The sequence below is a fragment of the Pseudomonas sp. SD17-1 genome, assembly GCF_029201585.1.
GTDB lineage: Bacteria > Pseudomonadota > Gammaproteobacteria > Pseudomonadales > Pseudomonadaceae > Aquipseudomonas > Aquipseudomonas palmensis.
This window is the reverse complement of sequence record NZ_CP104044.1, coordinates 4270464-4296650: the sequence shown is the minus strand read 5'-3', so window position 1 is coordinate 4296650 and position 26187 is coordinate 4270464. Positions and strand designations below refer to the sequence as shown.

The 26187-nt window shown below is 65.0% G+C and carries 26 protein-coding genes; 8 read left to right on the top strand and 18 right to left on the bottom strand.

Annotated features, from left to right (window positions below; genetic code table 11):
• Positions 1 to 105: 105 nt before the first annotated feature.
• From N0B28_RS19505 to N0B28_RS19495, 3 genes are all read left to right on the top strand, one after another.
• Positions 106 to 546: a YkvA family protein gene (locus tag N0B28_RS19505; protein WP_275728190.1), complete on the top strand. Its 441-nt coding sequence runs from the start codon at positions 106 to 108 to the stop codon at positions 544 to 546.
• 99 nt (positions 547 to 645) lie between these two features.
• A complete protein-coding gene (locus N0B28_RS19500; RefSeq protein ID WP_058541022.1) occupies positions 646 to 993 on the top strand; it encodes a helix-turn-helix transcriptional regulator in 348 nt (115 codons plus the stop codon).
• The gene (locus N0B28_RS19495) at positions 990 to 1358 is read left to right on the top strand and encodes a hypothetical protein (protein ID WP_043859975.1); all 369 of its coding nucleotides are present in this window, start codon (positions 990 to 992) and stop codon (positions 1356 to 1358) included. Before N0B28_RS19500 ends, N0B28_RS19495 begins: the two co-directional genes overlap by 4 nt.
• On the opposite strand, the gene N0B28_RS19490 is transcribed toward N0B28_RS19495, so the two are convergent.
• Both N0B28_RS19490 and N0B28_RS19485 read right to left on the bottom strand, forming a co-directional pair.
• A complete protein-coding gene (locus N0B28_RS19490) occupies positions 1340 to 3115 on the bottom strand; it encodes a GGDEF domain-containing protein (protein ID WP_054914669.1) in 1776 nt (591 codons plus the stop codon). The genes N0B28_RS19495 and N0B28_RS19490 overlap by 19 nt on opposite strands.
• 123 nt (positions 3116 to 3238) lie before the next feature.
• Positions 3239 to 5320 (bottom strand): carboxy terminal-processing peptidase, encoded by a 2082-nt coding sequence (locus N0B28_RS19485; RefSeq protein WP_167400229.1) that lies wholly within the window; start codon positions 5318 to 5320, stop codon positions 3239 to 3241.
• Positions 5321 to 5459: 139 nt separating this feature from the next.
• Here N0B28_RS19485 and N0B28_RS19480 point away from each other — a divergent pair, with 139 nt between their 5' ends.
• The gene (locus N0B28_RS19480) at positions 5460 to 6422 is read left to right on the top strand and encodes an NAD(P)H-quinone oxidoreductase (RefSeq protein WP_043859978.1); all 963 of its coding nucleotides are present in this window, start codon (positions 5460 to 5462) and stop codon (positions 6420 to 6422) included.
• Between the two features lie 59 nt (positions 6423 to 6481).
• Here N0B28_RS19480 and N0B28_RS19475 read toward each other — a convergent pair whose 3' ends face one another.
• The 6 genes from N0B28_RS19475 to N0B28_RS19450 form a co-directional block, all read right to left on the bottom strand.
• The gene (locus N0B28_RS19475) at positions 6482 to 7135 is read right to left on the bottom strand and encodes an HAD family hydrolase (RefSeq protein WP_043859979.1); all 654 of its coding nucleotides are present in this window, start codon (positions 7133 to 7135) and stop codon (positions 6482 to 6484) included.
• A gap of 24 nt (positions 7136 to 7159) precedes the next feature.
• Positions 7160 to 8149: an ABC transporter ATP-binding protein gene (locus N0B28_RS19470; protein WP_043859980.1), complete on the bottom strand. Its 990-nt coding sequence runs from the start codon at positions 8147 to 8149 to the stop codon at positions 7160 to 7162.
• Position 8150: 1 nt separating this feature from the next.
• A complete protein-coding gene (locus tag N0B28_RS19465; protein ID WP_054914667.1) occupies positions 8151 to 8948 on the bottom strand; it encodes an ABC transporter permease in 798 nt (265 codons plus the stop codon).
• On the bottom strand, positions 8935 to 9795 hold the full coding sequence (locus N0B28_RS19460) for an ABC transporter permease subunit (RefSeq protein WP_162484863.1): 861 nt from the start codon (positions 9793 to 9795) through the stop codon (positions 8935 to 8937). Before N0B28_RS19460 ends, N0B28_RS19465 begins: the two co-directional genes overlap by 14 nt.
• The gene (locus tag N0B28_RS19455; RefSeq protein ID WP_275728178.1) at positions 9774 to 10580 is read right to left on the bottom strand and encodes an alkaline phosphatase family protein; all 807 of its coding nucleotides are present in this window, start codon (positions 10578 to 10580) and stop codon (positions 9774 to 9776) included. Before N0B28_RS19455 ends, N0B28_RS19460 begins: the two co-directional genes overlap by 22 nt.
• A 79-nt stretch (positions 10581 to 10659) precedes the next feature.
• Positions 10660 to 11724 carry an ABC transporter substrate-binding protein gene (locus tag N0B28_RS19450; RefSeq protein ID WP_043859983.1) on the bottom strand — a complete coding sequence of 355 codons (1065 nt, stop codon included), beginning with the start codon at positions 11722 to 11724 and terminating at the stop codon, positions 10660 to 10662.
• Positions 11725 to 12070: 346 nt separating this feature from the next.
• Between N0B28_RS19450 and N0B28_RS19445 the strand changes: the two genes are divergently transcribed.
• Positions 12071 to 12784: a UTRA domain-containing protein gene (locus N0B28_RS19445; protein ID WP_043859984.1), complete on the top strand. Its 714-nt coding sequence runs from the start codon at positions 12071 to 12073 to the stop codon at positions 12782 to 12784.
• Here N0B28_RS19445 and N0B28_RS19440 read toward each other — a convergent pair.
• From N0B28_RS19440 to minC, 7 genes are all read right to left on the bottom strand, one after another.
• On the bottom strand, positions 12781 to 14949 hold the full coding sequence (locus N0B28_RS19440) for a mechanosensitive ion channel family protein (RefSeq protein WP_275732087.1): 2169 nt from the start codon (positions 14947 to 14949) through the stop codon (positions 12781 to 12783). The two genes, N0B28_RS19445 and N0B28_RS19440, sit on opposite strands and share 4 nt — an antisense overlap.
• Positions 14950 to 14996: 47 nt before the next feature.
• Positions 14997 to 15161, bottom strand: a complete 165-nt coding sequence (locus N0B28_RS19435; protein ID WP_167400231.1) for a hypothetical protein — start codon at positions 15159 to 15161, stop codon at positions 14997 to 14999.
• Positions 15162 to 15331: 170 nt separating this feature from the next.
• Complete coding sequence (locus tag N0B28_RS19430; protein WP_054914664.1) at positions 15332 to 16621, bottom strand: M18 family aminopeptidase; 1290 nt, start codon at positions 16619 to 16621, stop codon at positions 15332 to 15334.
• 145 nt (positions 16622 to 16766) lie between these two features.
• On the bottom strand, positions 16767 to 17402 hold the full coding sequence (locus N0B28_RS19425; RefSeq protein ID WP_054914663.1) for an RluA family pseudouridine synthase: 636 nt from the start codon (positions 17400 to 17402) through the stop codon (positions 16767 to 16769).
• 96 nt (positions 17403 to 17498) lie between these two features.
• Positions 17499 to 17753 (bottom strand): cell division topological specificity factor MinE, encoded by a 255-nt coding sequence (gene minE / locus N0B28_RS19420; protein ID WP_019693048.1) that lies wholly within the window; start codon positions 17751 to 17753, stop codon positions 17499 to 17501.
• Between the two features lie 3 nt (positions 17754 to 17756).
• The gene (gene minD, locus N0B28_RS19415; protein ID WP_043862644.1) at positions 17757 to 18569 is read right to left on the bottom strand and encodes a septum site-determining protein MinD; all 813 of its coding nucleotides are present in this window, start codon (positions 18567 to 18569) and stop codon (positions 17757 to 17759) included.
• Between the two features lie 98 nt (positions 18570 to 18667).
• On the bottom strand, positions 18668 to 19429 hold the full coding sequence (gene minC, locus N0B28_RS19410) for a septum site-determining protein MinC (protein ID WP_043862645.1): 762 nt from the start codon (positions 19427 to 19429) through the stop codon (positions 18668 to 18670).
• Positions 19430 to 19540: 111 nt separating this feature from the next.
• Here minC and N0B28_RS19405 point away from each other — a divergent pair, with 111 nt between their 5' ends.
• Together N0B28_RS19405 and N0B28_RS19400 are read left to right on the top strand one after the other, a co-directional pair.
• Positions 19541 to 20461, top strand: a complete 921-nt coding sequence (locus tag N0B28_RS19405; protein ID WP_043862646.1) for a lipid A biosynthesis lauroyl acyltransferase — start codon at positions 19541 to 19543, stop codon at positions 20459 to 20461.
• A 114-nt stretch (positions 20462 to 20575) separates the two neighbouring features.
• A complete protein-coding gene (locus N0B28_RS19400) occupies positions 20576 to 21742 on the top strand; it encodes a patatin-like phospholipase family protein (protein ID WP_043862647.1) in 1167 nt (388 codons plus the stop codon).
• Between the two features lie 3 nt (positions 21743 to 21745).
• On the opposite strand, the gene N0B28_RS19395 is transcribed toward N0B28_RS19400, so the two are convergent.
• Together N0B28_RS19395 and N0B28_RS19390 are read right to left on the bottom strand one after the other, a co-directional pair.
• Complete coding sequence (locus tag N0B28_RS19395; protein ID WP_054915870.1) at positions 21746 to 22531, bottom strand: VacJ family lipoprotein; 786 nt, start codon at positions 22529 to 22531, stop codon at positions 21746 to 21748.
• Positions 22524 to 23822, bottom strand: coding sequence for a serine/threonine protein kinase (locus tag N0B28_RS19390; RefSeq protein ID WP_043862649.1), 1299 nt, complete (start codon positions 23820 to 23822; stop codon positions 22524 to 22526). Before N0B28_RS19390 ends, N0B28_RS19395 begins: the two co-directional genes overlap by 8 nt.
• Before the next feature lie 240 nt (positions 23823 to 24062).
• Here N0B28_RS19390 and N0B28_RS19385 point away from each other — a divergent pair, with 240 nt between their 5' ends.
• Complete coding sequence (locus N0B28_RS19385; protein ID WP_043862650.1) at positions 24063 to 24425, top strand: hypothetical protein; 363 nt, start codon at positions 24063 to 24065, stop codon at positions 24423 to 24425.
• A 91-nt stretch (positions 24426 to 24516) separates the two neighbouring features.
• Here the strand turns inward: N0B28_RS19385 and N0B28_RS19380 are convergent, their stop codons facing one another.
• Positions 24517 to 26070 (bottom strand): beta (1-6) glucans synthase, encoded by a 1554-nt coding sequence (locus tag N0B28_RS19380; protein ID WP_275728151.1) that lies wholly within the window; start codon positions 26068 to 26070, stop codon positions 24517 to 24519.
• Positions 26071 to 26187: the final 117 nt, after the last annotated feature.

The following is a 26187-nucleotide window of genomic DNA, read 5'->3' as shown; positions in this document are numbered from 1 at the left end:
CAGGCCCTTGCCTGGCGGGCACGCCGAGCCTGAAAATGGCCTCTGTTCACAAGGTTATCCACAAATACTGTGGATAACCTTCCCGGCCCTGCCGTTGGAGGTGGTATGAAAGCACCCTGGAATTTTGTCCGTTTCCTGCCGCTGGCCGAGCGCCTGTTGAGCCGGGGGCGCCTGCCAGCGCTGATCTTCGCCGTGGCGCGCAAGGGCCCGAGCCTGGGCAAGCTCAAGGATGACGTACGCCTGCTGCAGGCGCTGTGCGTGGCGTGGTGGCGTGGCGAGTACCGTGCCATCAGCTCAAGGGCGCTACTGACCATCGTCGCCGGCCTGCTGTACTTTGTCAGCCCGCTGGACGCGATCCCGGACTGGCTGCCCGGCATCGGCCTGCTCGACGATCTCGCCGTACTGGCCTGGGTGCTGAAGACGTTCGACAGCGAGCTGGCGGCTTTTCGCGCCTGGCGCAATCGTCAGTCTCCCGAGAAACTGCGCGTGGTCGAGCGCCTGCCCGACACCCCCGAAGCGTTGCGCCTGGAGCAGGGAAAGCGCTAAATCCGGTTACACCCTGCAATACTGCGCCGGCTGGTACTATATTTGGCATAAGCGCTATACCGAGCGATTACATGCGCAGGTTCTTACAAGGGGGTTGTAATGGGTATTCAGGTTATCAGCCGAGACGGTCAACCCGAGTACGCGGTCGTGCCCTGGGAGCACTATCAAGCGTTGTTGAAGGCGGCAGGCCAACCGGCCGCCACGGCGCAGCCGGCAGGCGTCAACGCCAGCGCCGCTGCACCCACGCCGGCCAGCCTGCCCGCGTTGGGCGAGCTGGCCGCCTTGCGTGAGGCCAAGGGCCTGGCTGCCGAGCAGCTGGCGCGCAAGGTGGGCATCAGTCCGGTGTACCTGGCGCTGATTGAAAGCGGTGAGCGCGAGCCGGATGCCGCGATCCGCCGCAGCCTGGCCTGGGAGCTGGGCGTGGCAGGCTGGAGCGAGCCGTCGTGAGCGGCGTGCGGATCAGCCGTCAGCAATGGGAGGGGCTGCTGGGCGAGCTGGACGTGGCACGCCGGCAACGCCACCTGCTGACCTACCGCGCCTTGCTCGAACGCCTGGAGCTGCCAAGCCCGGCGATGCAGACCCTGACCGCCGCGCTTGAGTACCTGGCGGTGATCGATGCACGCGCCGAGCAGCCACTGCGCAGCTCGCTGGTGATCAGCCAGGGGGCCAGCCGTTTGCCACGTACCGGCTTTTTCGAATGCGTCGAGCGCCTGGGGCGGTTTTCCGGGCCATCGGACGGCATGGCCGCAGCATCCTGGCATGCCTCGGAAGTGGTACGGGTGTTCGAGTACAGCTATCCCGAACAGGCCTGAGGCGCCAGCGCCGTATCGATCAGGTACAGGCTGTGCCCGGGCACATCCTTGGCATGGTGCTTGGCCTGGGAGGCGAGGTCGGCCAGTTGGCCGGCATCCAGTTGCGCGCAGGTATGCGCATGCAGTTGCACCACACCGATCGAGAGTGACAGCAACGGGAATTCCTGGCGCTGGCCCAGGCGGTTGTGCGCGATGAAGCACCCGGCCTCCAGGTGCTCGGTGCGGTAGAAGCGCCGACAGGCATTCTGAAAGTCGTCCAGCAGCACGTTCAGGCGCTGCTCCCAATCCTTCGAACCCAGTACCAGCATGAAGTCGTCGCCACCGATATGGCCGACGAAGTCCCGGCTGGGGTCGACCCGTTCGCTCAGGCACTGGGCCAGGCTCAACAGCACTTCGTCGCCCTTGGCATAGCCATAGATGTCGTTGAAGGGCTTGAAGCTGTCGATGTCCACATAACAGATCGCCGCCTCGCGCTGTTGCTGCAGCAAGCGGGTCAGGCATTGCTGGATCGGCACGTTGCCCGGCAACAGGGTCAGCGGGTTGGCATAGCGGGCCTGCTGCAGCTTCTGTTCGGTGATCAGCTTGAGCACGTCGATCACCCGCCCCAGGCCCAAGTAGCGACCGTTCTGGGTAATGATGAAGTCTTCCTCGATGCGCTGGCGCGCGCGGCTGGTCAGCAGGCGGCTGACCTTCTGCAGCGACTGGTTGAGCTCCACCGCCAGAAAGTCCTCGTTCATCAGCCGGCTGATCGGCTTGCGCGCATACAGGTCGGTGGCGAACGGCTTGAGCAGCGCGTCGGACAGCGAATGGCGGTGCACGATGCCGCAGGGGCGCTGGGCATGGTCGAGCACAGCCAGCGAGTTGAGGTTGGCCTGGCGGCGAAACAGCGCCAGTACCTCCAGGGTCGCCGTATCACCGCTCACGGCCGGTTGCTCGTTGAGCAGCGCACTCAGATCGCGGCCGTCCTCACCCAGCACCACCGCGCCACTGTGCGTCGCTGACGGCAGCATGGCGGTAGCGTCGCGGGGCGGTTGCTCCTGCGGCCGGCACAGCAGGTAGCCCTGTACCAGGTCGACCCCCATCTCGGTGAGCACCGCCAGCTCCTCGGCCAGCTCGATGCCCTCGGCAATCACCTTGGCCCGCGACGCCTTGGCGATCTGCAGGATCGAGCCGACGAACTCACGCTTGACCGCATCCTGGTGAATGCCGTCGATGAAATGCCGGTCGATCTTGACGTAGTCCGGGCGCAGTTCCGACCACAGGCGCAGGCTGGAATAGCCGGCGCCCAGGTCGTCCAGGGCAATCGAAAAGCCCATGTCGCGGTAGTGGTGCAGGGCGTTGAACAGCAGCTGGAAGTCGTCGGTGGGGGTTTGTTCGGTCAACTCGATGACCACCCGGCTGGGTGGGATGCCCAGGCTCTGCAGCAGCTTGAGCGTGCGCCCGGACTGGTATTGCGGCTCGAGCAACGACTCGGGCGACACGTTGAGGAACAGCTTGCCTTCCAGTTGCTGCTGGCTGAAACGCCGGCACGCGCTTTCGCGGCAGGCCACCTCCAGTTCGGTCAGGCGGCCGGCATGGCGGGCCACGGCGAACAGGTTGATGGGGGAGTGCAGCGGGCTGTTGGACGGGCCGCGGCTGAGGGCTTCATAACCGAGGATGCGTCGCTCGGACAGGCAGACGATGGGTTGGAACAGGCTGTGCAAGCCGCTTTGAGCCAGGATGGAGCTCAACGCGCTGAGCTGTTCGGTCACGGTCATGGCAGGGCTACCTTGAAAAAAAGGGACTGGGGCCATCGGCGCCCAGTCCCTTATTTCACGACAGAATGATGACTGTTTGATGACCCGAAAAGGGCACCGTCACATTATTTTGCCATTATCGTTTCAGTGCTTGGCCACCGAGGAATTCAGCCCCAGGTAGTCCAGCAGGATGCGCCCGGTTTCGGCGAGGTACGCGTCATCTTCCGGCTTGGTGTCATCCGGCTCGACCGGCAGGGCGTCTTCGTCTTCCTTCTTCAGTTCCTTGAGCGGCTCTTCGCCCTTGGCCTTGCGCCGGATGTTTTCCAGCGCCAGCTGCTTGCCTTCGATGTCGGCATGGCGAGCGCGGCGTTCCACCTCGTTGAGGCTGACGGTCTTCTCGTTCATCAACTGCTGGGTCAGGGCCAGGCGATCGCGAATGTAGACGAACTCCGGGTCCTTGGCGCTGCGGTTTTCGTGGCGCGCCTTGAGTTGCGCAAGGAACGGCTTGAACGGGTCGACGGCCGGCTTGATGGCCGGGCGGATGGTGTCCCACGGCATGGCTTCGGGCAGGGCGCTCTCGCCGATCTCCTTGGTGTCGATGATCGACGGGTAGTCGATGTCCGGCAACACGCCCTGGTGCTGGGTGCTCTGCCCGGAAACCCGGTAGAACTTGGCCAGGGTCAGCTTGAGCTCGCCGTGGTTGAGCGGCTGGATGGTCTGCACGGTGCCTTTGCCGAAGGTCTGGCCACCGATGATCAGGGCACGGTGGTAGTCCTGCATGGCGCCGGCGAAAATCTCCGAGGCCGAGGCCGACAGGCGATTGACCAGCAGCGCCAGCGGGCCCTTGTAGAAGGCACCGGTGTTTTCGTCTTCGAGCACGTCGACACGGCCGTCGGCGTTGCGTACCAGCACGGTGGGGCCCTTGTCGATGAACAGGCTGGTCAGCTCGGTGGCTTCCTGCAGGGAGCCGCCGCCGTTGTTGCGCAGGTCGATGACCACGCCGTCGACCTTTTCCTTCTGCAGTTCGGTGAGCAGTTTCTTCACGTCACGGGTGGTGGACTTGTACTCCGGATCCCCGGCGCGGAACGCCTTGAAGTCGAGGTAGAAGGCCGGGATCTCGATGATGCCCAGCTTGTAGTCGCGTCCGTCCTGCTTGAGCTTGAGCACCGACTTCTTGGCGGCCTGTTCTTCGAGCTTGACCGCTTCGCGGGTGATCGAGACGATCTTGCTGGTCTGGTCGTTAGGCGCGTTGCTGGCCGGGATGACCTCCAGGCGCACCACGGAGCCCTTCGGGCCGCGGATCAGCTTGACCACTTCGTCCAGGCGCCAGCCGATCACGTCGACCATTTCCTTGTCGCCCTGGGCAACGCCGATGATCTTGTCGGCCGGGGCCACCTGCTTGGTCTTGGCGGCAGGGCCAGCCGGCACCAGGCGCACGATCTTGACCTGGTCGTTGTCGCTTTGCAGCACCGCGCCGATACCTTCGAGCGACAGGCTCATGTTGATGTCGAAGTTCTCGGCGTTGTCGGGCGACAGGTAGTTGGTGTGCGGGTCGTACGACTGGGCGAAGGTGTTGATGTAGGCCTGGAAGATATCTTCGGCGCGGGTCTGGTCCAGGCGCGCGAGCTGGTTCTTGTAGCGCTTGGTCAGCAGTTCCTGGATGGCCTTGGGTTCCTTGCCGGCGATCTTCAGGCGCAGCACCTCGTCCTTGACGCGTTTGCGCCACAGGTCGTCGAGCTCGGCCTGGTTCTGCAGCCACGGAGCGTCCTTGCGGTCGACCAGCAGGGTTTCCTGGGTGGTGAAGTCGATCTTGTCGACGCCCTTGTTCAGCTCGGCCAGGGCGAAGTCCAGGCGCGATTTCACGCGATCCAGATAACGTTTGTAGATGGTGAAGCCCGGGTCCAGGTTGCCGCTCTTGAGGAAGTCGTCGAACTGCGTCTTCCACTTGTCGAACTCGGCAATATCGCTGGCCATGAAGTAACTGCGCGAGGGATCGAGCAGTTTGATGTAACTGTCGTAGATGATGACCGAGCGCGCATCATTGAGTGGCGGCTTGCTGTAGTGGTGGCGCTTGAGCAACTCGACCACGTTCAGGCTGGCGACCACTTCATCGCGGTCTGGTTGCAACTTGTCCCAACTGTTGGCGGCCGAAGCGGCGCCGGCCAGCGGCAAGCTGCCAAGGCCGATCATCAGGGCGAGGGCAGTGCTGGGCAGGAGATGCTTCATGCTGATTCGACGTAGGGGCAATTGATCACGCATATTAGGCCGTCTTTGAATTCGCCGGTTCCATGGAGCCGGACGCATAATGCAAAAAGCCTGGTGCCAAGGCAGCCAGGCTCAGTCATGACTCAACTATGGAGGCACTGTGAAGGCATTGCAAGGCGTTGACGGACATGTGGAGTGGGTTGAGACGACAAGTCCAACTTGCGATGTAGGTCAAGTACGCATCCGCGTGGCAGCGGCCGGGCTCAATCGCGCCGACCTGTTGCAGCGTGCCGGATTGTACCCGCCGCCACCGGGCGCCAGCGAGTTCCTGGGCCTGGAATGTGCCGGGGTGATCAGCGAAGTGGGAGCCGGGGTGTCCTGGCAGGTGGGCGACCGGGTATGCGCACTGCTGGCCGGTGGCGGCATGGCCGAAGAGGTGGTGGTCGACGCGCGCCACGTGCTGCCGGTGCCCGAGGGCCTGAGCCTGCAGCAGGCGGCTGCGATCCCGGAGGTATACGCCACGGCCTGGCTCAACCTGTTCCAGCTGGGCGGCCTCAAGCCGGGCGAGAAGGTGTTGCTGCATGCCGGCGCCAGCGGCGTGGGGTCGGCGGCCATCCAGCTGTGCAAGGCCTTCGGCAGCCCCAGCTGGGTCAGCGTGGGCTCGGCCGAGCGGCTGGCCTATTGTCAGGCGCTGGGCGCCAGCGGTGGCGTGGTGCGCGGTGACGATATAGAGGCGCTGAACGACTTCGCCCCGTTCGATGTGATCCTGGACCCGGTGGGGGCCAACTATGCGGCGCTCAACCTCAAGCTGCTGGCCCGAGACGGGCGCTGGGTGATCATCGGCCTGATGGGCGGGCGCAAGGCCGAGCTGGACCTGGCCCAGGTACTGGCCAAGCGGGTGCAGGTGACCGGCTCGACCCTGCGCAATCGCGATGACCAGTTCAAGGCCGACCTGCTCAGTGACCTGGGCCAACAGGTGTGGCCGCTGTTCGCCGAAGGCCGCTTGAAGCCGCAACTGGTAGGCAGCTATGCGGTGAAGGACGCCGAGGCGGCGTATGCCGAACTGGCGGGCAACCAGGTATCGGGCAAGTTGGTGCTGGTGATCGACGACAGCCTGGTATAGGGCCCTGTTCGCCGGCAAGGCCGACTCCTGCAGGAGCCGACCTTGCCGGCGAACTTTTTTCAGGCCCAGGCCAGAATCGGCCAGCCATTCTTCTCGGCATGCTCGCGCAGCACCGGGTCCGGGTTGACCACATACGGGTGGTCAACCTTCAGCAGCAACGGCAGGTCATTGCGCGAATCGGAATAGAAGCTTGCGCCTTCCAGGTTCTCTTCCTGCTGGTCCAGCCACTCCAGCAAGCGGGTGATCTTGCCTTCGCGGTAGGTCAGGGTGCCCACGGTCTTGCCGGTGTAGAACCCTTTTTCCACTTCCAGCTCGATGCCCAGGTACTCGTCGATCCCCAGGCGCGCGGCAATCGGTCCCACCAGATGCACACCCGAGGCCGAGATCACCAGAATTCGATCCCCCGCCTTGCGGTGCTCGGCAATGGTGCGGGTGGCCTCACTGAAGATGATCGGCTCGATGAAGTCTTCCACCCACGGCTCGACCAGATGATCGACTTCCTCTGGTGTGCGCCCGATCAGCGGCTCCAGGCTGAACGCCATGTAGTCTTCCATCGCCAGGTGCCCCTTGCCGTAGGCCTCCATCAGCTCACGGTCCCTGCGCAGGAACGACTCACCGTCCACCCAGCCCAGGCGCACCATCTGCTCGCTCCACAGCGAGGCGCAGTCGCCGTGGATCAGGGTTTCATCCAGATCGAAAATCGCTAAAGCCATAACAACAAAACTCCTGTTCGGCCCTCAGGCAACTTCGCAGAGGGCGGTGGGATCGATGGACAAGGATACCCGCTCGCCGTCCGCATGCAGATCGGCGGCTGAACGATTGAGCACATCCACCACCAGCTCCACACCACGCGCTTCGATGCGGTAGCGGATCACGTTGCCCAGCAGGCTGTGACTGCGCACCAGGCCTTCGCGTTCGCCTTCCAGGCTCAGCGCGATGGCTTCGGGACGGATTGCCAGGCGGCTGTTCACCGTACGTTGCAGCAGGCGGCTGGCACTCTGGGCATCGAGCAGGTTGTAGTTGCCGATGAAGCCGGCCGCGAAGGCATCCACGGGTGCGGTGTACAGCGATTCGGCATCGCCACTCTGCACGATGCGGCCCTGGTTCATCAGGAAGATGCGGTCGGACATGGTCAGCGCCTCTTCCTGGTCATGGGTGACGAAGATGGTGGTCAGGCCCAGCTCGCGCTGGATCTGGCGGATCTGTTCGCGCAGGTGCTTGCGGATGCGTGCATCCAGCGCCGACAGCGGCTCGTCCAGCAGCAACAGGCGCGGGCGGGTCACCAGCGAGCGGGCCAGGGCCACGCGCTGGCACTGGCCGCCGGAGAGCTGGTGCGGGTAGCGGCTGGCAAAGTCCTGCAACTCGACCATGCGCAGCGCCTCGAGTACCCGTGGGCGGCTGTCTTGGCCCTTGATCTTCTGCATGCGCAGGCCGAAGGCGACGTTCTGTTCCACGCTCATGTTGGGGAACAGCGCGTAGCTCTGGAACACCATGCCGATGCCGCGCTTTTGCGGGCTCTGCGGTACCAGGTCCTGCCCGTCGAGCAGGATCCTGCCGCTGTCTACAGCGGTCAGGCCGGCGATGCAGCGCAGCAGGGTGGACTTGCCGCAGCCGGAGGGGCCGAGCAGGGTGACGAACTCACCGCGGCCGATCTCGCAGTTGATGTCGTTGAACACCGCGCTGGCGCCGTAGCTTTTTTGCAGGTTCTGGATGCTGACGAAGCTCATTTCAGGTCTTGTCCTTGTTCAGGCGGTTGGCTGCCCAGGTCAGCACCAGCACGAAGAGGAAGTAGGAAATCACCAGCGCGCTGTTGAAGTGCCCGCTGCTGTTGCGCATGTTGTTCAGGTACACCTGCAGCGTCTCGTAGCGGGTGCCCACCAGCAGGTTGGCAAACACGAACTCGCCGAACAGGAACGAGAACGACAGCAGCAGCGCCACCATCAGGCCCTTGCGCAGGTTGGGCAGCACCACCAGAAACGCGGCCTGCCAGGTGTTGGCCCCCAGCAACTGGGCGGCATCCATCAGGTCGCGCAGGTTGATCGCCTGCAGGTTGTTGGTGATGGCGCGGTACATGAAGGGCAGGGCCACGGTGAAATAGCAGCCGATCAAAATCCACGGCGTGCCGACCATCGCCATCGGCCCCGAGCCATACAGCTGCAGCAGCCCCACCGACGACACCACCGGCGGCACCGCGAAGGGCAGCAGGATGAGGATGTTCATCAGTGCGTCGAGCCTGGGGAAGTGGTAGTGCACCACGAACAGCAGCGGCAGGATCAGCAGCACCGACAGTACCAGCGCGCCCACGCACACCAGCAGCGACTGGCCGAAGGCGGCCAGAAAACGCGGCTCGCTCCATAGCGCCAGGTACCACTTGAAGGTCAGCCCGCTGGGCAGCAGGCTCGCCGACCAGCTGGTGGACAACGAGTAGAGCAGGGTGCCGGCCAGCGGCAGCAGCAGGATCACGAACAGCACGTACACCACCACGCGGTGGTAGAGCCCGGCCGGGCCCGATTCAGCGCGAGACATGGTAGCTCCTCTTCAACAGCCACTGGTGCACCAGCGTGACCAGGGTCATCAGCCCCACCAGGATCATCGCCAGCGCGCTGGCCAGGTTCGGGTTCAGCGAGATGTCGCCGGACACCAGCGCGGCGATGCGGATCGGCAGCACGTTGAAGTTGCCGGTGGTCAGCGCGTACACCGTGGCGTAGGCGCCCAGTGCGTTGGCCAGCAGGATCACGAAGGTGCCCAGCAGCGCCGGGGTCAGCACCGGCAGGCCGATCAGGCGCCAGTAATCCCAGGCGCTGGCGCCCAGCAGGGCGGCCGATTCGCGCCAGTCTTCGCGCAGGGCGTCGAACGCCGGGTACAGCAGCAGTACGCCCAGCGGGATCTGGAAGTAGGTATAGAGGATGATCAGCCCGGTCTTGGAGTAGAGGTTGAAGTCCTCGATGATCCCGGCCTGCTTGAGCAGCAGGGTCAGCGCGCCGTTGAAGCCGAGCAGGATGATGAAGGCGAAGGCCAGCGGCACGCCGGAGAAGTTGCTGGTCATGTTGGCGAAGGCGTTGACGAAGTCGCGCAGGCGCGAGTCCACCTTGCGCAGCGAATAGCTGCCCAGGATGGCGATCAGGATGCCGAACAGACTCGACCAGAAGCTGATCTCCAGGCTGTGCTGGATGGCCTGGCGGTAGAACTTCGAGCCCAGCACCTTGCTGAAATTGTCCAGGCCCCAGCCGCTTTCGGCCTGCAGGCTGTGCACGGCCACCCAGGTCAGCGGGGCGATCTGGAAGATGATGAAAAATACCGCGAAGGGCAGCAGGCACAACAGCGCCAGCCATTTGCCACGGGTGATCGAGTTCACGAGAGCAGCTCCCGGCATACCGGCTTGTCGTGGGGGATGCCGAGCAGTTCGCATACGGTGCCGCACAGTTCGGTCTGCAGGGGCTTGGCGGCCGGGTCGAGGCTGAACGCATCGCCGAACACGAACAGCGGCACTTCGCGCTCCTCGGGCAACACGCCGTTGTGCGAGCGGTCGTTGTTCATGCCGTGGTCGGCGGTGATCAGCACCTGGTAGCCGTCCTGCAGCCAGGTGCTGAGGTAGTCGGCCAGCAGGATATCGGCGCTGCGTGCGCTGTTGCGGTACTGGCTGCTGTCCAGGCCATGCTTGTGCCCGGCATCGTCGATGTTCATCGGATGCACCAGCAGGAAGTTCGGTGCGTGCTTGCGCCGCAGGTACTCGGCGTCGGCGAACAGGTGCGAGTCGGGATAGTGGTCGGCGTAGTAGAACAGGCCATGCTGGATCGGCAGTTTCGGCGCATGGGTGTGGCGGTCACGCAGCGGTTCGAAAGGGGAGCGGTTGTACAGCTCGCTGACCCAGTGGTAGGCCGCGGCGGCGGTGCACAGCCCGGCGTCGCGGGCGTAGTGGAAAATGCTGCGTTGGGTGGACAGGCGCGTGACGTTGTTGTGCACGATGCCGCTGTCGATCGGCGGCACACCGGTGAGGATGCATTCGTAGAGTGGTCGCGACAGTGCCGGCAGTTCGCATTCCAGGCGGTACAGGGCGGCGCGGTCTGCTTCTACATAGGCATGCAGGTGGCCCATGGCGTGGTGGGCCACCTGGTGGTTGAGGCCGTCGAGGATGATGAGGATGACGTTGTGGTTCATGGGTGGCTCCGGTGACAGCGATGACCACATCGCGGGTCAAGCCCGCTCCTTGTGGGAGCAGGCCTGACCCGCGATGGTTTCACTCCATCTCGATGATGACCTGCTCCTGCCACTTCTGCGGCAGGGCCTTGGAGGTGGCTTCCCATGCCGCTGCATCCTTGATCGGCTGCGCCGGCGCGTACTGCTCGTTGGGCAGCAGCTTGGCCTGCACGTCCGCCGGCAGCTTCAGGTGCTCGGCACGAATCGGCCGCGCATGGCCGATGGCCAGGTTGGTCTGCCCGGCATCGCTGAAGATGTATTCACGGGTCAGCTTGGCGGCGTTCGGATGCTTGGCGTACTTGTTGATGATGGTGGTGTAGCCGGACATCACCGAGCCGTCGGACGGGATCAGCACCTCGAAGCGTTTCGGGTCGATCTGCTCGCGGTAGCTCAGGCCGTTGAAGTCCCACACCACGCCGACCTCGATCTCGCCCTTCTCAAGGGTCTGGATGGTCGGGTTGGCCAGCGACAGGCGCTTTTGCTGGGCCAGCTTGGTGAACAGTTGCAGGCCCGGCTCGATGTTGGACTCGTCGCCCTTGTAGGCAATGGCTGCAGCCAGTACGCCGTTGGCCGCCTGGGCAGCGGTGCCGACGTCACCGATGGCGACCTTGTACTTGCCCTTTTCCAGGTCGTGCCAGGTCTTGGGAATGTCTTCTTCCTTGACCAGCTGCTTGTTGATGATGAAGGCGATGGTGCCGGTATAGGCCAGTGCCCAGTGTCCGTCCTGGTCCTTGGCCCAGGTCGGTATCTGCTCCCAGGTGCTGGGCTTGTACGGCTGGGTCACGCCCTTGGCCAGCGCAATGGGGCCGAAGGCGGCGCCGACGTCGCCGATATCGGCGCTGGCGTTGTCTTTCTCGGCATCGAACTTGGCCACTTCCTGGGCCGAGCTCATGTCGGTGTCCATGTGCTTGAGGCCGTACTTGCTCGCCAGGTCCGCCCAGGTGCCCTTCCAGTTGGCCCAGGCATCGGGCATGCCGACGCTGTTGACGACGCCTTCCTTGCGGGCGGCGTCCTCGAGGGCCTTGAGGTCGGTGTCCGCGGCCATGGCCGAGGTGCACAGGGCAATACTGGTGCCTAACAGTGAGGCCAGAAAAAGCTGTTTCATCCGAAGCTCCTTGATGGGTGCCGTGCAAAACGCTGAGAGGGTTTCGATTCGGTTGGTCTAGGTCAGCAATACCCGAGCCAAGGTAGGCCGGTTGCATGACAGTTTGATGTCGAAGGCGCCGCGCCAGGTGTGTGCAGCGGCCCTGAAAATAGAGCGTAGACCAGTTTCAAGTGCTTGATCCGCAACGCCTTGACCGCACTCGACCGGGCCTGTGCGTGACCGTCCGGCGCGCTGTCATGTGCCGTTCATGTGGATTGCCTAGGCTTTGGTTACTCCGCCCGGCCATCGTCGCTGCGCCGTTCTGGCACACGCACCAGGCTGGACTAGTCCAGATAGGTAACCCTTGATGCATCGACTGCCCACGCGTGCAGTAACAGCCATATGCAATGCCCTGCAAGAGCAGATCGAGCATGGCCTGCTGGCGCCCGGCTGCAAGTTGCCGGCCGAACGCAAGCTCAGCGAGGTGTTCGATACCACGCGCATCACCCTGCGCGAGGCGCTGGTGCAACTGGAGGCCTGCGGGCTGATCTACCGCGAGGAACGCCGTGGCTGGTTCGTGGCGCCCCAGCGCCTGAGCTATGACCTGATCGAGCGCAGCCACTTCCATGCCATGGTGCGCGACCAGGGTCGACAGCCGGCTACCGAACTGTTGTCGGCCCGCCTGCAGCCGGCGCCGGCGGCGATCTGTGCGCGCCTGCAATTGCCGGCGCTGTCCAGCGTGATCCAGATCTGCCGCCTGCGGCGTATCGATGGGCGCGCGGTGCTCTATGCCGAGCATTACCTCAACCCCGAGTACTTTGCCGGGATTCTGGATTTCGACCTGAGCCAGTCGCTGACCGAGCTGTACGCGCTGCACTACGGCATCGCCTATGGCCGGGTGCGTTTCGAGACGCTGCCCACCGCGTTGCCGGTGGCGGCGGCGATGGCGCTGAAGGTGTCGGCCGGCAGTGCCGGCCTGCATATCACCCGGGTCAACAGCGACCAGCACGGGCGGCTGATCGACTGCGACCTGGAGTACTGGCGCCACGATGCGATTCGCATCGTGGCCGAGGCGGGCTAGGCGTTGCTGTCGACGGGGGCGGTGTCCTGGGCGGGGCCACCGCCGGCGGTCACCACCTGCACCGAAAGACGCGGGGTAGCCAGGTCCAGCCCGGCTTCGTCGAGCTGGCGCTTGAGCGCCAGGTTGAATGCCCGCGACACCTCCCATTGCTTGATCGGCGCGGTCTTGAAGCGCGCGCGCAGCACCGCCGAGCCGGACTCGAAGCTCTCCACCCCCTGGAACTCCAGCGGCGACCAGATATTGCGCCGTTGCAGCGGATCGCTGCGCATCTTCTGGCCCACGTCGCGAACCAGGCCGATGGCCTTGTCGATGCTCATGTTGTAGGGGATGGCGATGCGGAAGATCGCGTAGCCGAATTCGCGCGAGTAGTTCTTGATGCTCTTGATCTCGCTGAACGGGATGGTGTGCACGATGCCGTCGATGTCGCGCAGGCGCACGGTACGGATGGTCAGGCCTTCGACGGTTCCCAGGTGGCCGCCGACATCCACATAATCATCGATGGCCAGGGAGTCCTCGATGATGATGAACAGGCCGGTGATCAGGTCGGCCACCAGCGATTGCGCACCAAAGCCGATGGCCAGGCCGATCACACCGGCACCGGCCAGCAGCGGCGTGACGTTCATGCCCATGTTGGCCAGGGCCACGATCACCGCGATGATGAAGATGGCCACGAACAGCACGTTGCGGATCAGCGGCATCATGGTTTGCGCACGGGCATTGGCCAGGCCCTTGCGCGAGCGGGTGAGTGCGTGGTGCACGGCGGTGTCGCTGAGGATCCACACCAGCCAGGCGGCGATCAGCGTGCCGGCCAGGCCGAACACGCGCACCGCCACCTCGTGGCCTTCGCCCTCGGTGAAACCGATCAGCGAGAAGCCCCATACACGCAGGCCCAGCTCAATGAACACCAGCCAGATGAGCAGGTGCACCAGGGTGTAGCCAAAGCTCTTGAGGCGTTCGGCGTAGACCGCCTGGCGCCGGTTGGCCCGCTGCGGCTTGAGCGCATGGCGGCGCACCAGGCCATTGACCACCATGCACATCACCACCAGCACCGTGCACATCAGCGACTGGCGCAGGGCCGTGCTGGTGTCGCCGGCGGACACGAACGTGGCGAACAGCGAAATGCCCACCAGCACCAGGGCCGGCAGGTACCAGAAGGTGCCGAGGATCTCGATGGTGTCGCTCAGGGCGCGGCGCGTCAGGCGCCGAGACAGCGGCTGGTTGCGAATGAGGTGCGCGATGGGGCGGCGAAAGCGCAGGATGAACAGCCCGGTGGACAGCGCCGCCAGAATGTTGGCCAGGGTCGCCAGGGTGTGCGCCAGGTGGTCGCCCAGGGCGGCGGCCATGCGTGGGTCGTTCATCGCCTCGCCGAAGGCGGCAAAGCTGCCGATCAGCCACAGCGGACGGAACGCGCGGTGGCGCAGGATGTACAGGGCGCGGTGGCGGTGCGGGCCATCGAGCAGCGAGAAGGCGATCACGCAGATGGCCGAGAAGCAGGTGCCGACCACCAGGGCGTAGGCCAGTACCATGGCCATCGACTTGCCCAGCGAAGAGGGCAGGGCAAAGCTCAGGTACACGGTGATGATCAGCGCCACCAGCCAAGGCCCGAGCTTGCGCAGGGCGAAGCGCACCAGGTCCCAGGTGCGCGGGTGTTGCGGCAGCTCTTCGGTGAGGCCGAAGCGCAGGCGTACCTGGTGGCTGACCCAGTTCAGCGCGTAGGCCAGCAGGCTCCAGAGCGCGATGATGGCGGCGAAACCGAACAGGATCGTCGGCCATTCATGCACCGGCACCACCCGCGCACTGAGCTCGATCTGGGCCAGTTCCAGTTCGCGGCTCCAGCGGTTGAACGGGCTGGCCTCGCCGCTGAACTGCTTTTCCAGTTCGTTGAAGGTGGTGCCGATCAGGCCCAGCACACCTTGCTCGGCACTGGGCTGGGCTTGCCTGGTGGCGTCGCGCAGCTTCTTCAGGTCGGCCAGCAGCCTGCTGCGTTGCTGGTCGTTCTCGAGGTTCTTGATGACATCGTCGAGCGATTGCGCGAGGGGTTCAGTCGCCTCGGGCTGGGGTTTGCTCGAACCGCCAAGCAGGCCCGGTAGGCCGGCCGCGTGTGCGTGGCCCAGGGGCAGGAACAGAATCAGCAGCAGGGACAGGAAACGCAGGAAGGCAGGCACCGGACGATCAACCTCGAACACTCAATCGCCCGAGTGTAGAGCATTTGTCAGGTGAGTTTCTCGAGGATCTTCCACACCATGATGCCCAGGATGCCCAGCATGCCGATCCACATCATCAGCACCCCGCTGTTGCGCTCGCGCATGCTGAAGCCGACGGTGAGCAGGATCAACCCGGCGATCACCGGGAGGAACATCGTTTGAAACTCGGACATGCGCAAGGTCCTTATGCTGTAGGAGGTGTAGTGATGGGCAAGCATAGCGCCAAATGTTTGCGCGCGGGTTGATGGGGGTCAGTCGTGGCCTCTTCGTTGGCAAGCCAGCGCCCACAGGTACGGCGCCTGTTTGGCGATCACCGCAGTGCTGTGGGCGCAGGCCTGTCAGGTCAGGGCAGATCGCGGCTCAGGTAGAACGCGGTCAGCACCTTGACCAGGTGCGCCAGGTCCTGGCTGCCGCACAGCTCGCGGATCGAGTGCATGGCAAACGTCGGCAGGCCGATGTCCACCGTGCGCACACCCAGGTGGCTGGCGGTGATCGGGCCGATGGTCGAGCCGCAGCCCATGTCGCTGCGCACCACGAAGCTCTGCACAGGCACTTCCTCGGCCATGCACAGGTGGCGGAAGAAACCGGCGGTTTCGCTGTTGGTGGCGTAGCGCTGGTTGTTGTTGACCTTGATCACCGGGCCGGCGTTGAGCTTGGGCCCGTGGTTGCCGTCGTGCCGGTCGGCGTAGTTGGGGTGCACGCCGTGGGCATTGTCGGCCGACACCAGCAGCGAGCGCTGGATGGCCCGGACGAAATCGTCACCGTCGGGCAGCAGGCGGCGCAGGGTCTGTTCCAGCATCGGGCCGTCGGCGCCGCAGGCGGAGCTGGAGCCGACCTCTTCGTGGTCGTTGCACACCAGTACGCAGGTCTCGTCGCTGTCGGCGGCCAGCAGGGCCTGCAGGCCGGCGTAGCACGACAGCAGGTTGTCCAGCCGCGCGCCGGCGATGAAGTCGCCATGCAGGCCGACCACGGCGGCGTCCTGGGTGTCGTAGAAGCTCAGCTCGTAGTCCAGCACCACGTCGGCGTTCAGACCATGTTCGCGGGCCAGTTGCTCGGTGAGCAGGGCGCGAAAGTCGACGCGCTCGTCACCGGCCACCTGGGCCAGGATCGGTGGCAGCTCGGTCTGCGGGTTGATCGCCCAGCCTTCGTTGGCGCTGCGGTTGAGGTGGATCGCCAGGTTGGGGATCACCGCGATGGGCTGCTTGAAGTCGATCAGCTGGCTTTCGACCTTGCCGTCGCGGCGGAAGGTCACGCGCCCGGCCAGCGACAGGTCGCGGTCGAACCAGGGGGCCAGCAGGGCGCCACCGTAGACTTCCACGCCCAGCTGCCAGAAGCCCTGGCGCTGCAGTTCGGGCTGTGGCTTGACGCGCAGGCAGGGGCTGTCGGTGTGGGCGCCGACCAGGCGAATGCCGTCGAGCAGCGGCGAATGGCGGCCGAGCTTGATGGCGATGATCGAGGAGTCGTTGCGGGTCAGGTAGTAGCGTCCGCCGGGCGTGGTGGCCCAGCTGTCACGTTCGTCCAGGCGCTGGTAGCCGGCGGCCTCGAGGCGCTGCGACAGGCTGGCGGTGGCGTGGAACGGCGTGGGGGAGGCCTTGAGAAAGTCGATCAGGCCTTGGTTCAGTGCATCGCGCATAGGTCACTCCAGACAGCAGTGGCGCGAGTTTAACGTATTGATCACGGATTTGCGTGGGCCCTATCGCGGGGCAAGCCCGCTCCCACAGCGTTCAGGGTGATCGTTGTGGGAGCGGGTTGACCCGCGATAGCCGCGCCGCGGTGTATCAGAACGGCGCCGGGCATTCGAAGCGCAGTCGCTCGCCGCTCACCGGGTGGGTGAAGCTCAGCATGCTGGCATGCAGGCACAACCGCTCATGCGCCGCCAGGGCCTCGGGGTAGGCGTACAGTCGATCCCCCAGCAGCGGATGCCCGATCGACAGCATGTGCACGCGCAACTGGTGCGAACGCCCGGTAATCGGCGTGAGCTCCACCCGGCAATGATCGCCACAGCGCTCGACGATGCGCCAGAAGGTCAGCGCATGCTTGCCCTGCTCGTGGTCCACCACGTGCCGTGGCTTGGTGGGCGGGTCGTAGCGCAACGGCAGGTCGATGCTGCCGCTGTCCAGCGCAGGCTGGCCCCAGCACAGTGCGGTGTAGGCCTTCTCGGTTTCACGGTCATGGAACTGGCGCGACAGCTCGCGGTGGCTGTCGGCGTCGCGCGCCAGCAGGATGATCCCCGAGGTTTCCCAATCCAGACGGTGCACGATCAGGGCGTCGGGGTAGCCGTTTTCCTGCAGGCGGGTGATCAGGCAATCCTTGTTGTCGTCGGCGCGCCCCGGCACGGACAGCAGCAGGGTCGGCTTGTTGACCACCAGGATGGCGGCATCCTGGTGAAGGATGTGAACGTTGGACAGCGGCATTGCGTGTTCTCTGCAAACGCCAACGGCGGCGGCCGGGCCCGGGCTGTATGAGCCCGGGCCCGGCCGCCGCCGTGGCAGGTTACCCCTGTGCGCCGATCAACGATCGGGCAGGGTGATATTGAGTTCCAGGATGGAGCAGCTGCCCTGGTTCTCCAGAGCGACGTGCACATCATCCGAGCCGATGTTGACGTACTTGCGGATCACCTCGACCAGTTCCTTCTGCAAGGCTGGCAGGTAGTCCGGAGTACTGCGCTGGCCGCGCTCGTGCGCCACGATGATCTGTAGACGCTCTTTCGCGACCGACGCGGTGCTTACTTTTTTGTTGGCACGAAAGAAGTCAAAAAGGTTCATTGGTCAGTTGCCTCCAAACAGGCGCTCGAAGAATCCCTTCTTCTGTACATCGAGGAACCGGTGTTCCACGGTTTTGCCCAGCAGGCGGTCGACGGTGTCGCTGTAGGCCTGGCCGGCATCGCTCTGGTCGTCGAGGATCACCGGCACACCCTGGTTGGATGCCTTGAGCACCGCCTGGGATTCGGGGATCACGCCCAGCAGCGCGACGGCGAGGATTTCCTTGACGTCCTCGACACCGAGCATTTCGCCCTTGCTCACGCGCTCTGGATGGTAGCGGGTGATCAGCAGGTGTTCCTTGATCGGGTCTTCGTTGCGTTCGGAACGGCGCGACTTGCTGGCCAGCAGGCCCAGCATGCGGTCCGAGTCACGTACCGAGGAGACTTCCGGGTTGGTCACCACGATGGCTTCGTCGGCGAAGTACATGGCCAGGTGGGCGCCTTTCTCGATACCGGCCGGCGAGTCGCAGACCACGTATTCGAATTGCTCCTTGAGCTCCATCAGGACCCGCTCCACGCCTTCGAGCGTGAGCGCATCCTTGTCACGGGTCTGGCTGGCGGCCAGCACGTACAGGTTCTCGAGGCGCTTGTCCTTGATCAGGGCCTGCTGCAGGTTGGCTTCGCCGTTGACCACGTTGACGAAGTCGTACACCACGCGGCGTTCGCAGCCCATGATCAGATCGAGGTTACGCAGGCCGACGTCGAAGTCGACGATGACCGTCTTGTGGCCGCGCAGTGCGAGGCCGGTACCGATAGCGGCGCTGGTGGTGGTCTTACCCACACCACCCTTGCCGGATGTAACCACTAGAATCTTGGCCAAGGTGTATCACCCCTAAAGAAAAAGGACGTTGAGGTCCCAGAAATATCCAAACCGGCAACATATGGAAAAGTTGCGCTGAAAATGGCGGCAAGTATCCGTTAAAGACGGGTGATGTTCAACACGTCACCGGACAGGCTGACCTGCACGTTGGCCCCCCACAACGGGTCGCGACGCAGGTCTTCGGCCACCTTGTACTGCCCGGCGATCGAGACCATTTCGGCGGTCAGCTGCTGACAGAAAATACGTGCCCTGGTGTTGCCCTTGATACCGGCGAGGGCGCGACCGCGCATCGCGCCGTAAACATGGATGTTGCCATCGGCCAGAAGTTCCGCACCGGGGCTGACCGAAGCCAGTACCACCAGGTCGCCGCCCTGAGCATAGATCTGTTGGCCGCCACGCACCGGCGAGGTGATGATTTTTGTCGGTTTTACCGCAGGCTCCGGCGGCGGGGCCGGGGCCGGCTCGGGCTTGGGCGCCGGTGGCACCTCCACCGCAGGCTCCAGCGCACGTTCGCGGGCACCGGACGGCGGCAGCACCGGCAGGTCGATGGCAATGGCGGCGGCGATGTCCTCGATACGGCTGGCGCGAATGGCCAGGGTACGCAGGCCATGGTGGCGGCATACGCGCATCAGCCCGGGCAGGTCGACCGCGCCTTCGCCGGCCGGCAGCTTGTCCAGCGCCAGCACCAGCGGGGTGTTGCTGAAGAAGTTGGGGGCCTGGGCGACTTTGGCCGCCAGTTGCCGATCGAGGCCTTCGAGGTCGTTCTGCGCAAGCTCGAGCACCGTGATGGCGAGCATGCTGCCCTTGAGCTGGAACACGGGGGCTTGGTCTGGCGTCTGGGTTTGGCTCATGGTTGGCATAAGGCAGCTTGTTACGAAAAAGTGCTCAGACTTATAACGAGAACGCCGGTTAGCCGCAACCCGCAGCGAACCGTTGTAGAATGCCCGGCCATCGTCTTTGCGGAATGTTTAATGGATCGCCCGCGTTTTCGCCTTTATTTTCTTCATCCACGCTTCTGGCCGCTGTGGCTGGGCCTGGCCCTGCTGTGGCTGATCGTGCAGCTGCCCTACCGGGCTTTGCTGGTGCTGGGCCGCCTGCTGGGCGCGCTGATGTACCGTGTTGCCGGTGACCGTCGACGCATTGCTGCGCGCAACCTGGAACTGTGTTTCCCCGAATTACCGTCTGTCGAACGAACCCGTCTGCTCAAGGAAAACTTCGCCTCCACCGGCATCGCCTTCTTCGAAATGGCCATGAGCTGGTGGTGGCCAAAGGCCCGGTTGGCGCGCCTGGCGCACATCGAGGGGCTGGAGCACCTGCAGGCGGCGCAGCGTGACGGGCAGGGGGCCATCCTGATGGCCCTGCACTTCACCACGCTGGAGATCGGTGCGGCGCTGCTGGGCCAGGAACACACCATCGACGGCATGTACCGCGAGCACAAGAACCCGTTGTTCGACTTCGTGCAGCGCCGCGGGCGCGAGCGGCACAACCTCGACTCGCTGGCCGTGGAGCGTGAGGACGTGCGCGGCATGCTCAAGTTGCTGCGCTCGGGGCGCGCCATCTGGTATGCGCCCGACCAGGACTACGGCGCCAAGCAGAGTGTGTTCGTGCCGCTGTTCGGGATCGAGGCGGCTACCGTGACCGCCACCACTAAGTTCGCCCGCCTGGGGCGGGCGCGGGTGATCCCGTTCACCCAGCAGCGCCTGGCGGACGGCAGTGGCTACCGGCTGGTGATCCATGCGCCGCTGCAGGATTTTCCGGGGGAGAGCGAAGAGGCCGACTGCCTGCGCATCAACCAGTGGATCGAGTCGGTGCTGCGCGAATGCCCCGAGCAGTACCTGTGGGCACACCGACGCTTCAAATCGCGCCCGCCGGGGGCGCCCAAGCTGTATTAGGACAATCGTGGGGTGGCTATCGCGGGTCAAGCCCGCTCCCACAAGGGTAGCCACAAACCTGTGGGAGCGGGCTTGGCCCGCGATGCAGTCGATAGGGATCTGAGGGAGTACCCCATGCCAGCACCCCAACCGGTCACCGGCCTGATCCTCTCGGGCGGTGGCGCCCGTGCCGCCTACCAGGTCGGCGTGCTCGCCGGCATCGCCGACCTGCTGCCCGCCGGCGCCGGCAACCCGTTCCCGGTGATCGTCGGCACCTCGGCCGGGGCCATCAATGCGGTGACCCTGGCCAGCGGTGCGATGCATTTTGCCGACGCCATCCGCCGCCTCACCGGCTTCTGGCAGGGCTTTCGCAGCCACCAGGTGCTGCGCAGCGACTGGCCCGGGGTGATCCGCCAGGCCAGCCGCTTCGTCGGCCACAGCCTGCTGGGCCTGGGGGCCCAGGTACCGGTGGCGCTGCTCGACAGCTCGCCGCTGCGCAAACTGCTCAACCAGCACCTGGACCTGGACGGCATCGGCCATGCCATCGACCAGCAGCACCTGCGCGCGGTGGCGGTGACCGCGTTCGGCTACGAGTCGGGCCAGGCGGTGACCTTCTACCAGGGCAAGGGCGCCATCGACCCGTGGCTGCGCCATCGACGCATCGGCATGCCGACCCGCCTGAGCGTCGAGCACCTGCTGGCCAGTTCGGCCATCCCGTTGCTGTTTGCGCCGATCAGGCTGGGCCACGAATTCTATGGTGACGGTGCGGTGCGCCAGTCGGCGCCGATCAGCCCGGCGCTGCACCTGGGCGCCAACCGCGTGCTGGTGGTGGGGGTCAGCGGCAACCCCCAGGGGCCGACGCCGGGTGATCCACGCGAGCGGGTGTTCAGCGGCAAGCAGCCGAGCCTGGCGCAGATCGGCGGGCACCTGCTCAACAGCACGTTCATCGACAGCCTGGAAGACGACCTGGAGCTGTTGCAGCGGCTCAACCACCTGAGCCACCTGCTGCCCAGCGACGTGCAGCCCCGGCGCCTGGGCCTGGCCCCGGTGGAGGTGCTGGTGGTTGCGCCCAGCCAGCCGCTGGACGAGATCGCCGCCCGCCATCGGCGTGAACTGCCCGCCGCGCTGCGCATGTTCCTGCGCGGCCCGGGGGCGACCAAGACCAGCGGCGCCGGGGTGCTCAGCTACCTGTTGTTCGAAGCCGGCTATTGCAGCGAGCTGATCGAACTGGGCCGGCGCGACGCGCTGACCAAGCAGGGCGAGCTGTGCCGCTTTCTCGGCCTGCCGCTGCCCCGGCCCTGAGCGCTACTCGGCGATCTGCAGGCGGCGTGCCTCGGTGTACACGTAGCGCACCTTTTCATACTCGAACGGCGAGTTCAGCTGGCCGTAGCGAAAGCTGGTGGTATAGCGCTTGTCGATGGCGCGCAGTACCCAGACCTCCGGGTTGTCGCTGCTGACCTCGGCCATGTTGAGGAAGTTGATCCAGTTCTCGGCGCTGTAGTCCACCACCAGCCCGCCGGTGTCGCGCAGGTTCGACGGGCCCAGGATCGGCAGCATCAGGTACGGGCCGTCCGGCACGCCATAGAAGCCCAGTGTCTGGCCGAAGTCTTCGCTCTGGTGCGGCAGCCCCATCTTGGTCGCCGGGTCCCACAGGCCGGCGACGCCCAGGGTGGTGTTGAAGAGCAGGCGCGCGGTGATCTCCATCGAGCGCTTGCCCTTGAACTGCAGCAGGCTGTTGAGCAGGTTGGGCACATCGCCCAGGTTGCTGAAGAAGTTGCTGACCCCGGTGCGCACGAAGCTTGGGGTGATGTAGCGGTAGCCATTGACCACCGGCAGGAACACCCACTGGTCGAAGCGGTAGTTGAAGTGGTACAGCCGGCGGTTCACCGACTCGAACGGGTCGTAGACGTTCAGCGCGGTCAGGGTCGAACGCTCGAACTCGCGCTGGTCCAGGCCGGGGTTGAACTTGAGTTCCTTGAGCGGATCGGTGAAGCCGTCGGCTTCGATCACGCTGGCTCGCGCCGGGATCTCATCGGCCTGTACCAGGCCTGCGGCGAGCAACGCCGTCACGATCAGAAGTTTTTTAACCACGGAAAAACTCCAGCATCGCGTCGCTGTTGACGCGGTAATTGATATTGCCGCAGTGCCCGCCATGCGGGTACAGGGTCAGGCGGTCGCCAAAGGTGCTGCGCAGAAAGCCGATGTCGCCGGGGCCCAGGATCACATCGTCGGCGTTGTGCATCACGGCGATTTTCGGGCTGTTTTGCAGGTAGTCCTTGAGGGCATACAGGCTCACCTGGTCGATCAGCTGCAGCAGGCTGCCGCCATCGGTGCGCGCGCGCCACATGGGGATGACCTGCTCGGTCAGGTAGCAGTCGAAGTCGCATTGCAGCGCACGCTTGAAGAACGGCGTGAGGCTGCTGCCTTCGGTGATCGGGTACTTGGGCGGGGTGATCAGGCCGCGGCGGTTGATCAGGTCGGAGGTAAAGGCGATATCGGCGGACGAGAAGCGGAACGAGGTGCCGATCAGCATCGCCATCTGCTCGTTGCTCAGGTGCTGGCGCGACTGCTGGAAGTCGTAGAGCAGCGCGTCGTTGAGGTCGATGTAGCCTTTTTGCTGGAAGTAGCGGGTGAGCTTGGTCAGCACCAGTTCATAGAAGGTGGTGCTGTTGTTCACGCCCTTGACCTCGGTCTGCACCAGCTTGTCGAGGTTGCTGATCGAGGTGTAGAGGTTGACCGGCGGGTTGAGCAGCAGCACGCGCTTGAAGTTGAAGCTGCGCCGGGTTTCATCCAGGTGGCTGACGAAGGCTGCGTCGAGGGCACCGAGGCTGTAGCCGGTGAGGTAGTACTCGCTGACAGGCAGGCGCGGGTGCTGGGCGCGCACGCCCTGCATCACCCGGTACAGGTCTTCGGCGTCTTCGGCGCTCACGCCCGGGGTGGCGAAGCGCGAGGCGGCGCTGATGAAGTCGAAGCTGGTGGGCGATGACAGCTGCACCACGTGGTAGCCGGCCTTGTAGTAGAGGCGCTTGAGGTACTCGTTGAGGCTGCTGGTGTAGGGCGCGCCGGTACCGGCGATCAGGAAGATCAGCGGCGCCTCGTGGTCCTGTCGGGCCAGGCGATAGCGCAGCTTCTTGACCGCCCAGAAGTTGTCCGGAAGAGTGAACTCGCGTTCGGGGCGCAGGTTGAGGCTGTAGTCGGACTGATCGATGTCATCGTCGGTCGGCAGTTCGGGGCGCAGGTCGGGCGGTGTGGAGGCGATCGTCGCCTCGAAGGGATTGGTCAGCGGGTAGCCATAGGTGGCCGCATCGACATCCACCGCAGACGCGGCCGCACTCATCAAGAGGCCACCCAGCAGGGCAGCAAGGCGCAGTGATCGAAGCATGACGGATCCCCAGGAAAGGCAAGGCAAAGTGTGTACTGCAGGCTAGGACACTCGTGCTATCGGCAAAGTTGCCTTGTGCCCCGGCATTTACCGTCCCCGATGTTGCCGTGCGGGCCAGTGCCAGGGCAACAGCGGGTTTTGTTTCTTTGCTGATAAAAGTAGCTCAGGCCGCCGCTTTTGCCTTGCACAGGCCCGGTGGGGGATTATGCTGGGCGCCGTTTTCCTGTTTCCGGAGTTGTCATGTCCCGCCGTTTGCCGCTGATTGCCTTGCTTGTGTGCCTGTCGCTGTGGGCTGCGGCCTGCTATGGGGTGCGTTACGGCTTCATGGAGGATGTCAGGTGGGTCGGTGTGTGCAGCTCGCCCCAGGTGAGCTGGGAGTGCCAGTTGCGCGCCACGCTGGGCCTGATGATCCACTTGCGGGTGCTGGGCTGGGTCGCCCTGGGGTTGGCCGTGGTGGCGACGCTGGTGCCGCGTCGGGCCGGCTGGTGGCTGGCGGTGCTGTCACTGGTGTTCGGGCTGCCGGCACTGGCGCTGTACACCGTGAGCCTGGCGGCGTTCGCGCTGGTGCTGGCGGGGTTGCGGCTGGTGCGGCGCACGGCCTGAGGCTCACGCTGTATCGTTCGCCGGCAAGGCCGGCGCCTACCGGGTTCAACGTCTCCCTGCAGAGCCGGCCTTGCCGGCGAAGAGCCGACGCTCAGCCCTGCCTGATCCGCAGGCAGCGCCACAGCGCCGCGGCCATCAGCGCGCTCACCAGGGCCCACACCAGCGCCTGCTGGCTGCTCAAGCCCTCGATGAACAGCTGCGGCGCAATCCCGGCGCCGACGATGAAGGTCAGCAAGGCCACCTCGGCGCGCGCTACCCGCACCGGTCGCAGCAGGTACACCACCGCCGGCAGCACCAGCGCCGGGCTCGGGAAGCTGCGGTAGCGCGGGTCGAACACCAGCGCCAGCATGCTCACCGCCGCCGCGAAGCCGGCCGCCATCACCCACCAGCCGGCACGCGCCTGCAGCCAGGCGAACAGGCGCTCACGCCAGCCACTGCGCTGTGCCAGCGCCAGCGCGCCATGGGCCAGTACCACCAGGTTGAGCCCCGCCAGCAGCACGGCCCACAACCACTCGCCAACGAAGCGGCTGTTGACCCGTACCAGCTCGCCCCACAACCCCAGGCTGGCGGCCCCCAGTGCGGCCAGCAAGGGCAGCGCCAGGGCGCCACGCACGCCGCGCACCGGCCCGGCCAGGGCCAGGGTGGCGGCGAACAGCAGCACGCCGATGCCCAGCCACTGCGGCCAGAACGGCAGGTTGCTCACCGGGCCTTCGAGTATGCCCTTGTCCTGCCGGTCGGCATCGTACAGCCCCCAGTAACCGCCCACCGCGCCTTCGCTGGCGCGCTTCCACGGCTGGTCGAAGGCTTCGATCAGGTTGTAATGCCAGCCATTCTGCTCGGCCATGGCGACGAACCCGCGAATGAAGCGCGCTTCGTTGACCCGGCTGGGCAGGGCGGTCTCGCGCTGGCGCCCTTCGCTGGGCCAGCCGGTTTCGCCGATCATCACGTCCTTGGGCGCGAAGCGGTTGCCGAACACCTGGCGGATCTCGCCAACGTGGGCCAGCGCATCGTCGATGCCCTTGGGATCATCTTCCCAGTAGGGCAGCAGGTGAATGGTCACGAAGTCCACCTGCGGCGCGATCTGTGGGTGCTGCAGCCAGAACTCCCACACGTCGGCGTAGGTCACCGGTACCTGCACCTGGCTTTTCACCTGGTGGATCAGATCGGCCAGGTGATCGCCCGTCACTTCCTTGCGCAACAGCACCTCGTTGCCCACGATCACGGCGCGGGTGATGTCCGGGTTGGCATTGGCGGTGGCGATCAGGGCCTTGATCTCCTTGGCCGTGACCAGCGGGTCGGCACTCACCCAGGCCCCGAACATCACCTTCAGGCCGTACTTGCGCGCCAGCTGCGGGATCGCTTCCAGGCCCGTCATCGAGTAGGTGCGGATGCATTCGAAGCGCTGTGCAAGCAGGGCGAGGTCAGCCTCCACGCGCTCCGGGCGCAGGCTGAAGGGCTGGTCGAACGGCGACTGGTCCTTGTCGAAGGGCGTGTAGGAGACGCATTGCAGCTTGTGCGTGGGGCTGGCGGCGTCCGGCAGCGATACCGGCTTGCCGAGCCCGTACCAGAGCCCGCCCAACGCGAACAGGCCAAGCAGGCAGGCAAACAGGTAGGGCAGCAGCGGGAAGCGGGCAGTCGAGGGCATGGCGCGGACCGGTCAGGAAACAAAGCCGCCAATACTACCTGCAAATGCCGGCCGGTAGCGGGCCTGGCTGGCGTTGTGATGTCGTTTCTCGATGTTTCGACGTCGCTGACAGAGCAG